Raw genomic sequence first — 13,936 nt, 5'->3', positions numbered from 1 at the left:
CTTTGGCTTAAAGGTTAATTTTTGTTAGCTTAGGATGTTATGACGTATTAAAATGCGTGATTAAACACGTATTTGCCAACTAAAGAAGAATTTGCCATGACTTGGGGTTTAGACACAGCACGCGCTACCTATAACGTTGCTCATTGGAGTGATGGTTACTTTGATATAAATAGTCAAGGCGAGCTAGTGGCTTATCCTGATGGCGATCAAAGCAAAGCGGCTATTTCATTAACGGAACTAACTGAGCAGTTTAAAAAACAAGGCTTAACATTGCCTGTGTTAGTACGCTTTACTGATATTTTGCAAAACCGAGTTGATACCCTCACCAGTGCGTTTTGCAAAGCCCGCGATGCACGCGATTATCATGGTCACTACACTTGTGTTTACCCAATAAAAGTAAACCAGCAGCGCTCAGTCGTGAGTAAGTTGCTAGCTCATCCAAGTGGATTAGTGGGCCTTGAAGCTGGCTCAAAACCAGAGTTAATGGCTATTTTAGGAGTGGCAACATCACCTATCACTATTGTTTGTAATGGCTATAAAGATAGCGAATTCTTACGCCTAGCCTGTATTGGCCAAGCGATGGGCCACAAGGTTAAAGTGGTTGTTGAAAAGCTATCAGAACTGACCACCTTACTAGCTGAAATAGATGATTTAGGCATTGAACCGGCTATTGGTATTCGTATTCGCTTAAATTCTGTGGGTAAAGGTAAATGGCAAAATACCGGCGGCGAAAAAGGCAAGTTTGGTTTAACTGCAGGGCAGGTGCTTAGTGCGGTTGAGGTACTTAAGCAACACAATAAATTGCATTTAATGCAAATGGTGCACTTTCATATCGGTTCTCAGATTGCCAATATTCGTGATATTCACCGGGCTTTACGCGAATGTTCGCGCCATTTTGCTGAGTTAACCCAGTTAGGTGTGCCATTAAACACCGTTGATGTGGGTGGTGGACTCGGTGTTGATTATGAAGGTTCTGGCTCACGCAGTGCCTGTTCAATGAACTACACGGTGGATGAATATGCACGAAATGTAGTGAATGCATTTGCTGAAGTGTGTGAACAACATGATTTACCACATCCGGCTATTATTACAGAATCAGGCAGAGCGCTTACCGCACATCATGCGGTATTAATCACCGATGTTATTGACGTTGAGCAAGCACCAAATCATTTAAACCCAAGCGCACCAGAGCCTAACAGTGTATTAGTGCTTGATGAAATGTGGCAATGTTTACAGCGTTTGAACCCGCGTATGGCGCTTGAAATTTATCACGATGCGATGCATTTATTTAGTGAAGCGCATGATCAGTACGTACACGGCTTAGTTAGCATGTTGGAATGGGCTAAAATAGAGCAACTTTACTTTACCATATTGCATCGCGTTCGAGCATCATTAAGCAGTGCAAGAGCCCATCGTGAAGTACTTGATGATTTAAATGAAAAACTGGCCGACAAGCTATTCGTTAATTTTTCATTGTTTCAGTCGTTACCCGATGTATGGGGTATTCAGCAGTTATTCCCAGTAATGCCAATTGAGAATTTAGATAAACCTTTAACGCAACGCGCGATTATTCAAGATATAACTTGTGACTCAGACGGGCAAATTCGTGAGTATGTTGAAGGTGCTGGAATTGAAACAAGCTTGCCAATACCGCAATATGTTCCAGGGCAGCAATATCATGTTGCTATGTTTATGGTGGGTGCATACCAAGAAATTTTAGGTGACTTACATAACTTATTTGGCGACACTGATTCGGTGCATGTTGAGTTGAACGAACAAGGCTATCAACTAACAAATGCGATAAAGGGTGATAGCGTTAAGGATGTATTAAAGTTTGTAGACTATGATAGCGAAATTTTAGCCGAGAACTTTGCATCAACTGTCGCAAAATTAAGTATCAGTGATAGCGAAAAAGCACAGTATTTAGTAGAGCTAAATGCAGGACTTGCTGGTTACACGTATTTTGAAGATTAAATTTGATGAAAGGAATTAAGTAGTAATGTCGATGATTCGCTGTGTGTTTAGTATTTTCTTTTACACCTTAAATACGGTGATTTGGTTTATACCAATTTTTATTTTTGGCTTAATTAAATTACTGCCAATTAAACCATTGCAAAAAGCGATGAGTTGGGCGGCTAAAAAGTGCGCCACTATGTGGGTGAGCTGCAACTCATTAAATCAAAATATATTTACACCTTATCAGCTAAATGTAACAGGTCTTGAGCAAGTTAAACTCAAAGACTGGTATTTGATTATTGCTAATCATCAAAGCTGGGTCGACATTTTAGTTTTACAGCGTTTATTAAATCGAAAAATTCCATTTTTGAATTTCTTTTTGAAGAAAGAGCTTATCTACGTGCCGATTCTTGGCTTAGCTTGGTGGGCTTTAGACTTTCCATTCATGACCCGTACCAGCAAAAGCCAGCTTAAAAAGAACCCTAAACTGCGTGGTAAAGATTTAGAAACAACCCGTAAAGCCTGTGAAAAGTTTAAAGAAATGCCAGTGAGTATTGTTAACTTTGTTGAAGGCACGCGTTTTACTCAAGCTAAACATGCACGCCAAAATAGCCCATTCCCGCATTTATTAAAACCAAAAGCGGGCGGTATTGCTTTTGTAATGCAAGCGATGGGAGAGCAAATATCTAAAGTGGTGAATGTAACAATTCATTACCCTGATGGCATACCTACTTTTGTTGATTTTGCCAGTGGCCGAGTTAAAAACATCAACGTGCACGTTGAAGTGTTACCTGTAAGCCAGGAGTTAATAGGCGATTACACCGGGGATTCTGAGTTTAGAGTTGGCTTTCAATCAGAGTTAAACCGTTTATGGCATGAGAAAGAGCAGCAATTAGTAAAGCTTGAGCAACAAGCTAAGTGATCATTAATAGTGAGTGCACATGCTAAATAGTGTTATTCCAAAATGGCTGAATGGCCTAATTGTGGGGGTTGTACTTTTTAGTAATACCTTACTGTGGGGCTGTGTTGTTTTAGTACTGGGCTTAATAAAACTAGTATTGCCCATGGTGTGGGTAAGTAACGTATTACATAGTGCTTATCAAGGTTGGTGTAGTGGTAACCGGCTCGGGTTAAAATTGAGCAACGCGCAAATCACAACAGTTATTAATGGTGATGTAAATAAACTTGGTTGGTACTTGCTGATATCGAATCATTTTAGCTGGCTCGATATTGTAGTGCTCAGTGCCATCGATGTTTTGCCGGCCCCCAAGTTCTTTTTAAAAGATGAGCTTAAGTATGTGCCGCTTATTGGCTCGGGCGCTTGGGCTATGGGTATGCCATTTATGAAGCGTGTTAGTAAAGCGCAGCTTGCTAAAAACCCTGCCCTAAAAGGCCTTGATGTTGCACGCACTAAGCATAGTTGCCGTAATTTTCGCAGTCACCCAACCACTATAATTAACTTTGTTGAAGGCACGCGTTTTACAAATGCGAAACACCAAACACAGCAAAGCCCATTCAAGCATTTATTAAAGCCTAAAGCCGGTGGCGTCGCATTTGCGCTTGAAGTTCTAGGCGAGCAATTTGATGCCATTCTTAATACCACGCTGGTATATCAAGCACAGAGTAATCATATTTGTGGTAGCTTTTTAAGTGGGCGCTTAAATAAAGTGACCGTTAATATTACTTTAGTGCCTGTTAGCCCTGAGTTATTAGGTAACTACCAGCAAGATTGTCAGTTTAGGGCTCGTTTCCAAAAATCGATTAATCAGTTATGGTTAAACAAAGATAGTGAACTGGCAATTGCTTACGAAGAGCAGAGCTCTGAAATTGTAATTATACCGGATAAGGAGATTGAACTACCGTGACAACACCTACACGCCTACAACAACTGGTTACACCTTGGTTTGAGGGGATGCCGGATGCTGAACTCTTCGGCTCGCTAGCAGCTACTGCGATTGGAGTATGTACATTACTGGTTGTATATTTATTTACTCGGCGCTTAATGTTACCAGGCATTCAAGCTGTGGTTACTAAACTCTCACCTGAGCGAATAGGCTCCCTCTCGCCATTACTTACAAAGCTTAATCGTCGCTTTGCAGGCATGCTTTGCTGTGTATTTTTTTTGGCTACATTTGATAGTGTTTATCCTGTTGGTGAATTTGCCGCCGAAGTATTTAAAACCATAGGTCAAACCCTGTTGATCATTCATGTTGGTTTTATCATTAGCAGTATAGTGAGTATTGCTGGGGCAATTTATAACCAACTTGAATTTGCTCGTGAAGTGCCAATACAAGGATTGATTCAAGTTGTTAAGCTGATCACCTTCATAATCTGCGCAATCTTAATTGTTAGTATTTTACTTGAAAAGTCGCCTACTTATATTTTGTCTGGTTTTGGTGCTATTGCTGCGGTTACTTTACTGGTATTTAAAGACACCATTTTAGGTTTTGTCGCGAGTATCCAAATAGCTGCAAATCGTTTAGTGACCTACGGAGATTGGATCCAAGTTGATAATTACGGCGCAGACGGTGAAGTAATCGACTTAGGCTTAAACACAGTAAAAGTACGTAATTGGGATAATACAATTACGACTATCCCAACTTACATGTTGGTAGCTGGCTCTTTTAAAAACTGGCGTGGTATGCAGGAGTCTGGCGGTCGACGTATAAAACGCTCCCTTAATATTGATATGAATAGTATTCGCTTAGCTGATGATGAGCTTACAAAAACTATTGGTCAAACAATCGCCCTAAAAGACTATATTAAAATGAATAGTTTGCCTGATCCGGTATCAAATTTAGGCCTGTTTCGTCGTTATGCTGAAGGCTATTTAAAGCAACATGACAAAATAAACACCTCATTAACCTTAATGGTGCGTGAGTTACAGCCACTAAATCATGGTTTACCCATTGAGTTCTACTGCTTTAGTCAAGACAAGCGATGGATATCATTCGAACATTTACAAGCTGAAATAATGGATCATCTACTTGCGGTATTACCGCTGTTTGATTTACGTCCTTATCAAAGTGTTACAGGGCAGTTTAGCCCTGCGATAAATGGTTCTACGGGAATTAAACCCACCGTTAAAGTGGCAAATGATACTGCCCAAGACCCATCAGAATAAAGCCAATTAATAGCCACCATATGGGTGGCTTGGCCAACCTTAGCCATGCAAATGCGGCTATTACCAGCGCTACATGCCAAATATTGTGAACTGCTGAAGTCCAAATTGGTGAGTACAGTGCCGCCGCAAGAAAGCCCACAACCGCAGCGTTAAGTGCAGCAATGCTGCTTGCAAAACGAGGGTGTTGGGCTAACTGCAACCAACTACGCTGCAAAGCAAACATCAGTAATAGCCCTGGTAAAAAAATTAATGTCGTGGCAATTAATGCGCCTACTACGGGCTGAATCCCCTCAAATTGTGCCCCTAAATAACTTGCTATCGTAAACATTGGCCCAGGCACTGCTTGAGCGCTAGCATAGGCTGTTAAAAATTGCTCGGTATTGAGTGTGGGTAAACCAGCTTGAAGTATTGGCAGTACAACGTGCCCACCACCAAACACCATCGCGCCAGCTTGATAAAATGGCGCAAATAACGCGGCGCTTTCAGTCATGGGCAGAAAGCTTATTATCAGCAGTAAGGCAAATAGCAGCAAAGCAATCCAGTTAACGCCTGCCTTGGTTACTGATTGCGGTTCATTGTTATCAGTTAAGTTTAACATTGGCCAAATAGCGCCAATACTTGCAGCTATAAATAATACCGCTATTTGACCGGCAAGGTTGGGTATTACAATGAGCAACAAAGTACTTGAAGCGGCCAATGCTTTTAATACCCAGCTGGTGCAAAAACTTTTTGCCATACTAAGTGTTGCATCTGCGACAATCACCACTGCAAATAACTTTAATCCGGCGATAATAGCAAAGTAAATTGCATCAAATTGGTGAGCACTGATAGCAAGTAATATCATGATCAATAATGATGGCAGCGTAAAGCCTATAAAAGCTGCGATTCCACCTAATAAGCCACCACGCTCAACACCAATGGCAAACCCTACTTGACTTGAGCCAGGCCCTGGTAATGCTTGGCTTAAACTAATTAACTGTGCATAGCGCTGGGTGTTTAACCACTTAAGGTTATCGACAAAGTGGCGTTTAAAATATCCAAGGTGTGCTGCAGGGCCGCCAAAGCTCATGCAACCAAGTAAAAAAAACTGTTTAAAAATAGCGAGTAACATAATGGATTTATTTTCCTATAGCACGTTTATGTTTCATTATTACAAATTTTAGTGACAATTTTATGGTTATTAATCTATGTACCTGTCTACAATAAGAGTAGGTGATAGCTAAAATAAAGTAGATATGCGATTTATAGTTTCCGTTTTTATTGGCATTATGCTTTGTGTGAGCAACAGTTCTTATGCGGCCGTTGCTATAACTAAGGTATCATTAGCTGTGGATCATGGTCCACCATATAGCCAAATATCAGAAAGTGGTGAAATTACTGGCGCTATTGTTGATATTTTTCAGTTAATGCAGCAGCAACTTGATTTTAAATTAGAATTAGTAGGCTGCCCATTTTCTCGTTGTATCAGAATGCTTGAAAATGGCGAAGTTAACGCGATGGGAGGGTTAATACTTACACCTGAACGCCAGAAATTGATGCAGTTTGTTACGCCTCCTTATATGGTGATCACCTCGTCGTTTGTATTTTATGCGCGTCATGAAAGCAAGTTAGAAATTAAGCACTACGATGACTTATATGGAAAGAAAATAGCCATTATGCGTGGAGCTGCATATTTTAAGCGCTTTAATGAGGATGATAAGTTAATTAAAGTTCCTGTATTGACCGAAAAGACGGCTATTGATTTACTAGTAAAAGGTCGAGTGGATTTGGTAGTCGGCATTGAAAGCACAACGGATCATGCAATGAGTGTTTTAAATCAACCGGCTAATAAACTAGTGAAAATGGATTACCGTCACAGCGATACCATTTATGGCTACCTTGCTCTAAGCAAGCAGTTTCATAGCACTGATTTGGCTAAGCGTATTGATGAGCAACTAAAAAAGTTGGCTGATAGCGGCGAATTAACGAAACTCGTTGCACCTTATAAATTACCCGCCGTAGATCGAGAGTCGCTGGGCTTTTAACTGATTCTTCATGGTTTGTTCATGGACAGCTTTGCATACTTACTAGCAAATGAGTATTTAGAGGCAAGGAGTTACCATGACGTTAACTAAACCATTATTAACAGTAGCAGTTGTAAGTGTATTACTAACCGGTTGCGAAACTAACAATACTGGTATGGGAGCAGGTATTGGTGCTGCAACAGGTGCTGTACTGGGTAAAGCAACTGGTGACCACGATGACAAACGTATTTTTATTGGCGCTGCAATAGGTGCCTTAGCCGGTGCGGCTGTTGGTGATTACATGGATAAACAAGAACAGGCTTTTCGTGATGAACTCGCCGGTTCTGGTGTTGAAATAGTCCGTGAAGGTGACAACTTACGCTTAGTTATGCCATCAAATATTACCTTTGCGACAGACCAATCATATATTTCATCGGGTTTTCATAATACCTTAGATGCGATTGCTAAAGTAATGAACAAATATGAAAAAACCTTCCTTAGCATTGAAGGTCATACCGATAGCACAGGTAAAGATAGCTACAATATGACACTATCTGAGCAGCGTGCACAAAGTGTGAAAAGCTACTTAGTGAATCAACAAATTCTAGCTGGGCGTATCAGTACTCGCGGCTATGGTGAAACCCAGCCAATCGCCAGTAATGACAGTGCTAACGGCCGCGCGCAAAACCGCCGTGTAGAAATTCAAATCGTACCAAACACCGAAGGCTAGTTATTTGCATTTATTTATCTCAATCACTTGTTTATTAGCTGGTGATTGAGGTTATTGACCGCTTTTCTTCAATCTCTATTAAACTGCAGCTCACATAATTGTTTATATAGTGGGTTTGACTCTATTAATTGCTGGTGCGTACCTGTGGCAATTATCTCACCGTGCTCCATCACGACGATTACATCTGCATGTTTTACTGTGGCCAAGCGATGGGCAATAATTAGTGTAGTGCGGTTTTGCATTAGATGCTCAAGCGCGGCTTGCACATGATGCTCACTTTGCGCATCAAGAGCACTGGTTGCTTCATCAAGCAATAGTATTTCAGGGTCTTTTAATATTGCGCGAGCGAGCACAATCCGCTGTTTTTGCCCGCCAGATAAACGCACGCCTTGCTCTCCCAAAAAGCTTTCATAGCCGTTTGGTAACTGTTGTATAAACTCATCAGCATGGGCATGCTTAGCAGCAGCATAAACTTGCTCGTCAGTGGCACCTGGATTGCCGTAGCGAATGTTGTGCATCACATCAGAGCTAAATAAAATCGGGTTTTGTGCCACCATGCCCATACAATTACGTAGGGTATTGAGTGATAAATCTTTAATATTAATACCGTGAAACTTAATATCGCCGCGAGCGGGGTCGTAAAAGCGCTGTAGTAGTTCAAAAAGAGTCGTTTTACCTGCACCAGATGGGCCAACAATTGCTACTGTTTGGCTTTGTGCGATAGTTAGCGTTACATTTTTAAGTGCGCTAACATCAGGGCGTGACGGATAGTTAAAGGTAATATTTTTGAGCTCTATGGCTACTGATTCTTTATGTGATTGCAATTGATCATCAAGCGGTGTTGCAGGATTTACAATCTCGCTTTTCACCGCTAACAGCTCTAGCAGCCTTGCAGCAGCGCCAGCGGCGCGTTGTAGCTCACCATATACTTCGGCTACGGTTGCCACCGACATTGCTACCATAATAGCGTAAAACACAAAGGCACCGAGTTCCCCTCCGGTCATAGTGCCTGCAAGTACGTCAGTGCCGCCAACCCAAAGCATGACGCTTATGGCGCTAAAGGTTAAAAATATTACTGCGGCAATTAAAAATGAGCGCTGTTTAATACGGCTTTTAGCCACATTAAATGCTTTATCGGTTTCAAGCGCAAAGGCCTGTTGCTCGCGTTGTTCATGGCTATAGCTTTGCACTACTTTGATATTTTGAATTATCTCCCCAGCGTAAGTGCTAATGTCGGCAATGGCATCTTGGCTAGAGCTGGCAAGTTTACGTACCTTTTTGCCAAAAACCATCATCGGCACTAATACTAACGGCACACAAGCAACCACCACTAAGGTGAGCTTTAAGTTAGTGACTAGCAGCATCACTAAGCCACCAATAAGCATTAATGCGCTACGCAGCGCCATTGAAAACGATGAGCCTATAATGGATTGTAACAAGGTGGTATCGGTGGTTAGGCGTGACATGAGCTCGCCGCTGCGGTTTTCTTCAAAGTAACTTGGGTGCAGAGTGACGATGCGATCAAATACTGCTTTACGAATATCATTACTAACACGTTCGCCAATCCACGACATTAAATAAAATCGGCTGAATGTTCCAACAGCTAATAAACTGATCAGCCCTATTAGTACTAGCACCGCTTGTTTTAATTGCGCTTGGGAGCCCGCAATAAAGCCATGATCAATGACAAATTTAACCCCTTGGCCAAGTGATAAGTTAACACCTGCGGTAATAAGTAGCGCCAAAAGCGCAGAGAAAACCACCCATTTGTAAGGTTTAATAAATTCAAAAATAGGGATTAAGCTACTAAAAGCCGCTTTTTCTTGGTGCGTGGATTTGCTCATGCTGGATTCTTTTTTATGGATAAGGTATAGATATGGCTGCAAATAAAAATATTTCAATAACCGCAAACAACAATCAATAAAGGATTATCATGGCTACTACACACATTACGGGCGAATTTAGCGTTAAACTCAACCCAATAGAAGGCTACGCTAAAGGTATTGATGGCGTTAATTTGGGGCGAATGTCGATAGATAAAACTTTTACAGGCGAGCTTGACGCGACCAGCACTGGCGAAATGCTCAGCGCGATGACAACCACCCAAGGCAGTGCAGGCTATGTTGCTATTGAGCAAGTTGTTGGCACTCTTGCAGGTAAGCAAGGTAGTTTTGTATTGCAGCACTTTGGCACCATGGATAAAGGCCAAGATTCATTAATTTTAAATGTTATACCTGATTCTGGTAGTAATGAGCTTGAAGGGCTTAGTGGTAAAATGAGTATTCGCATTGAAGACGGAACTCATTTTTATGATTTTGAGTATCAACTCTAAATGACGCTATCACTATGGTTAAGCTTAGTTGCCATTTGTATGATGGGGGCTATGTCTCCTGGGCCCAGTTTGGCTGTGGTTTTGAAGCACAGTATTCATGGCAGTATGAAAAGTGGCATGCTTGCGGCTATTAGTCATGGGGTAGGTGTTGGCTTTTATGCAGCGGCATCTTTGCTTGGTCTTGGTGCATTGATGTTACAGTTTCCCACTGTGTATCAAGTGTTAGTTTACTTAGGTGCGGCGTATTTAGCATATTTAGGTATTAAGATTTTATTAGCAAAACCCAGTGCTGATGAGCTTCAAGTTGCGCAGCAAAGTGGTAGTGCTCAACAAGCGTTGCAAGATGGTTTTGCTATTGCGTTTTTGAACCCCAAACTTGCGGTGTTCTTTTTAGCCTTATTCTCACAGTTTATTGACCCTGCAAACCTAACTTTTAAAGTGGGCATGATCATGTGCTTAACCGTATTTGTTATTGATACTGGCTGGTATTTGATAGTGGCAGCACTCACAGAACTGTCAAAAAAACGATTTGCGTTTACTAAGTCATCACCTTGGCTTGATAAAGTTCTCGCGGTGATTTTTATAGCCCTTGCTGTACGTGTTCTTTTAACAACGTAATATTTAATCATCCAGCTTTCTGGGCCAAATAAAAAAATGTTGGCTCAGACTGAACATTTATTACTTGCTTATTTTCCATACTAAACCCTCTATTCATTTCACGTTAGTTGCTCAATCGTAGCATTTGGCGACAAGTTACTTCTCAGAGCTAGACGTTACCCTTATTAGTGCATACGTATTCATCACACTTATTTTACTTTTTGGTTACACTTTGTTGGTTTTATTTTATCCACAATTTAAAAATAAATCGCACACAATTATAAAATCAATAGGGTAGGAAGCTCATGGGGAAATTTAAACTGAGTGCATTAATGCTCGCAATGTTTGCACCCAGCAGTGCATTGGCCGCAGCTGAAAGTGATGCACAAGCGACAGTCAATCCACAGTTAGATGATGATCTAGAGGTTATTGAAGTAACAGGCTTTAGCCGAAGCTTAATTCAATCACTTAACCAAAAACGTTTTACAGATACAGTGTCAGAGCAGCTATCTGCTGATGATTTAGGGGCGCTACCTGATGTATCAATGGCAGATGCGCTTACTCGACTACCGGGGATTTCAGCTGTACGAACAGGTGGCCAAGCCGCCGAAATAAATATTCGAGGCATGTCGGGTGGATTTGTATTCTCAACCCTCAATGGTCGAGAGCAAGTATCTACAAGTGGTAGCCGCAGTATTGAGTTTGATCAATACCCGTCGGAGCTAATTAGTTCTGCTGCGGTTTATAAATCACCAAAAGCATCGCTCATTGAAGGCGGTGTTGCAGGTACTGTCGAGTTGCAAACGGCGAGTCCGCTTGATAATGATCAGCAGCATAAGTTTGTTGTGAACGCCAGAGGTATGTATAACGACCGTGCCTCAGAAGTGTATGACGCCACCGAATTTGGCGATCGCATTAGTTTTTCATATCAAGGTAAATACCTTGACGACACCCTAGGGGTTGCACTCGGTTATGCGCGTCTATTTCAACCTAGTGTAGCAACGCAATTTATTGGCCTCGCTTATAACGATAATAAAGAAATAGATGGCTTGGAAAATGATACTGGCGGTCCTGAAGTAAACCCAGAAAACGAATACATCAGTGAAGGTTTTGAGCTCCAGCACTTGGGCGGAGAAGAAACCCGTAACGGTTACATGGCTGCAATTGAGTGGGTGCCTGTAGATAACTTTAAGCTAAAGGGGGATGTGTTTTTATCACGCTTTGATACTGAGTCATTTGCCCGTGGTTTGCGAGTTAAGCTTGGTGGCCCATCTGCAACTTTCACCAATGCGCAGTTAGAAGGTAATTCAGTTATTGGCGCAGCTGTTAATCGTACCTCAAAAAGCTATACCCGGATTGAAATCGTTAACGATGACAATCAAGATTTTGATGAAGTAGACAGTTACGGCGTTAACGCGGATTGGCAAGTCACAGAGCGTTTAAACGTCAATATGGATGTGTCTTTGTCACGAGCAAAAAGTAACTTTCGCAATGGTTTACTTTGGGCATTAGTGGCAGAAGATGCCAGCGCTGAAGAACCGGTACTTGATAACAACGTAGCAATAAACTACCAACTTAATGGTCTCAACCTGCCCGATGTAGGTTTTAACCAGGCAGCCGCATTTAGCGATATAGACCGTGTTATGGTGAGTAAGTACGGTATTTACCCTTTTCAAAATGAAGATGAAGTTAGTGCTTATCGTCTCGATTTTAAATATGAACTAGATAACAACTGGTTCAGCTCAGTTGAATTTGGTGCGCGTTATTCTGACCGTGAATATAGCAATAACCGTTCTGTGTTTGAATATGGTGATGATGGTGCGTTTTCAGCAAGTGAGCCGTCACTTCGTTTAACTGATGACATGGTTGATGTGGTGGATTGGCAAGGCGAATTTAGTTACTTTCCATCGTATTTGGCAATAGATGTTGATAAAGCGCTGAATGCGTGGTTCCCTGAAGGTGCTCCTACACCTGTAACTACATGGGGTAACGCTGATGGGGTGGTTGATGCACAGGGTTACACCACAAACTATTCATGGACTATGTTACAAAGTGGCTCAGTGTATGAAGAAGTGCTGTCAGCCTATGCCATGCTCAATATTAATGCTGAAATTGGCAATATGCCAGTGCTGGGTAATATTGGTATTCGCCGTGTAGATACCGATCAATCGGCAACAATTTTAGAGAACGTCAATGGTGATTTAGCGCTAGGCGCACAAAATATTACTGACAGCATCGGCATTGTAAATCAAAACTATTTACCTAATGTGCTTGGCACGACCTACACCGACTACCTGCCATCACTTAACTTAAACTTTCAGTTAACGGATAACACGCAATTGCGTTTTGCCGCAGCTAAAGTTATGTCACGTCCACCAATCAATCGCCTAGCGGGAGATGCTAGTGCACAGGCAGATAAAACCACAGGTAAAATTAACGGCTCAAGTACTAATAATCCATTCTTAAAACCATTTTATGCCGACCAATACGATATCTCTTATGAGCATTATTTTGATGAATCAGATGGTGCGCTAGTGGTCGCAGGTTTTTATAAAAATATAGATTCGTTTATCGATACGATTGCGATAGAGGGATTTGACTTTAAAGGTAATGGCTTTAACGTTCCTGACTACATAGAAAACCCAGTCAGCGGCGAGCAAGTAGCTACCACTAATGGCACATATACAACCGCAGTTAATAACGCCAATGGCGGTTATATTCGCGGTATTGAGCTTGCTTATACACAAGTTTTTTCATTCTTACCTGCGCCTTTTGATGGTTTAGGCTTTAACGGCAGCTACTCCTACACCGAAAGCGAAGTTGAATCTATCACCAGTTTAGGGGGCGACACGACGACTCAAGGTTTACCTGGTTTGTCTAAAAATGTGTTAAACGGCACTTTGTTTTATAGCTTAGATAATTTTGAAACCCGCCTTAATGTGCGCTACCGCTCAGACTTTGTGTCCGAGCAAGTGGCTATCAATGAACAAGTGGTGAATTTTGATGCCGAGACCGTGGTCGATTTTCAAACCTCTTATCAATTTACTGATTCATTTGGCATGTTGCTACAGGTTAATAACCTCACCGACGAACCCACCCAAAGCTACTTTGGTAATGAAAGTATTACTGGGACTACCCAGTACTTTGGTCGTCAGGTTTATTTAGGTTTTACCTATAGCCATTAATGCAAATTG

11 protein-coding genes are annotated in these 13,936 nt (G+C 41.6%); 9 read left to right on the top strand and 2 right to left on the bottom strand.

Annotated features, from left to right (window positions below; genetic code table 11):
* The first annotated feature begins 96 nt into the window (after window positions 1-96).
* The 4 genes from speA to B5G52_RS10130 are packed head-to-tail and all read left to right on the top strand — an operon-like array spanning window position 97 to window position 5,080.
* Window positions 97-1,974 carry a biosynthetic arginine decarboxylase gene (speA, locus tag B5G52_RS10145; RefSeq protein ID WP_087532535.1) on the top strand — a complete coding sequence of 626 codons (1,878 nt, stop codon included), beginning with the start codon at window positions 97-99 and terminating at the stop codon, window positions 1,972-1,974.
* A 25-nt stretch (window positions 1,975-1,999) separates the two neighbouring features.
* Window positions 2,000-2,878 carry an acyltransferase gene (locus B5G52_RS10140; RefSeq protein ID WP_087532534.1) on the top strand — a complete coding sequence of 293 codons (879 nt, stop codon included), beginning with the start codon at window positions 2,000-2,002 and terminating at the stop codon, window positions 2,876-2,878.
* Window positions 2,879-2,897: 19 nt separating this feature from the next.
* Window positions 2,898-3,821, top strand: a complete 924-nt coding sequence (locus tag B5G52_RS10135; RefSeq protein WP_087532533.1) for an acetyltransferase — start codon at window positions 2,898-2,900, stop codon at window positions 3,819-3,821.
* Window positions 3,822-3,868: 47 nt separating this feature from the next.
* Entirely contained in the window at window positions 3,869-5,080 is a 1,212-nt protein-coding gene (locus tag B5G52_RS10130; RefSeq protein ID WP_087532635.1) for a mechanosensitive ion channel family protein, read from the top strand.
* Here the strand turns inward: B5G52_RS10130 and chrA are convergent.
* Window positions 5,040-6,191, bottom strand: coding sequence for a chromate efflux transporter (chrA, locus tag B5G52_RS10125; RefSeq protein WP_087532532.1), 1,152 nt, complete (start codon window positions 6,189-6,191; stop codon window positions 5,040-5,042). The two genes, B5G52_RS10130 and chrA, sit on opposite strands and share 41 nt — an antisense overlap.
* A 157-nt stretch (window positions 6,192-6,348) precedes the next feature.
* Here chrA and B5G52_RS10120 point away from each other — a divergent pair, with 157 nt between their 5' ends.
* Together B5G52_RS10120 and B5G52_RS10115 are read left to right on the top strand one after the other, a co-directional pair.
* Window positions 6,349-7,104 carry an ABC transporter substrate-binding protein gene (locus tag B5G52_RS10120; protein WP_087532634.1) on the top strand — a complete coding sequence of 252 codons (756 nt, stop codon included), beginning with the start codon at window positions 6,349-6,351 and terminating at the stop codon, window positions 7,102-7,104.
* A 76-nt stretch (window positions 7,105-7,180) separates the two neighbouring features.
* On the top strand, window positions 7,181-7,813 hold the full coding sequence (locus B5G52_RS10115; protein ID WP_087532531.1) for an OmpA family protein: 633 nt from the start codon (window positions 7,181-7,183) through the stop codon (window positions 7,811-7,813).
* Between the two features lie 68 nt (window positions 7,814-7,881).
* Here B5G52_RS10115 and B5G52_RS10110 read toward each other — a convergent pair whose 3' ends face one another.
* Window positions 7,882-9,657, bottom strand: coding sequence for an ABC transporter transmembrane domain-containing protein (locus tag B5G52_RS10110; protein WP_087532530.1), 1,776 nt, complete (start codon window positions 9,655-9,657; stop codon window positions 7,882-7,884).
* A gap of 89 nt (window positions 9,658-9,746) precedes the next feature.
* Here B5G52_RS10110 and B5G52_RS10105 point away from each other — a divergent pair, with 89 nt between their 5' ends.
* From B5G52_RS10105 to B5G52_RS10095, 3 genes are all read left to right on the top strand, one after another.
* The gene (locus B5G52_RS10105) at window positions 9,747-10,145 is read left to right on the top strand and encodes a DUF3224 domain-containing protein (RefSeq protein WP_087532529.1); all 399 of its coding nucleotides are present in this window, start codon (window positions 9,747-9,749) and stop codon (window positions 10,143-10,145) included.
* Window positions 10,146-10,763 carry a LysE family translocator gene (locus tag B5G52_RS10100; RefSeq protein WP_087532528.1) on the top strand — a complete coding sequence of 206 codons (618 nt, stop codon included), beginning with the start codon at window positions 10,146-10,148 and terminating at the stop codon, window positions 10,761-10,763.
* Window positions 10,764-11,047: 284 nt separating this feature from the next.
* Window positions 11,048-13,927: a TonB-dependent receptor gene (locus tag B5G52_RS10095; RefSeq protein WP_087532527.1), complete on the top strand. Its 2,880-nt coding sequence runs from the start codon at window positions 11,048-11,050 to the stop codon at window positions 13,925-13,927.
* The last annotated feature ends 9 nt before the right edge of the window (window positions 13,928-13,936 follow it).

This window comes from Pseudoalteromonas sp. A601, from assembly GCF_002165575.1.
Lineage (GTDB): Bacteria > Pseudomonadota > Gammaproteobacteria > Enterobacterales > Alteromonadaceae > Pseudoalteromonas.
Note: the sequence above shows the minus strand (reverse complement) of the source record. Positions and strands in the feature narration are given on the sequence as shown.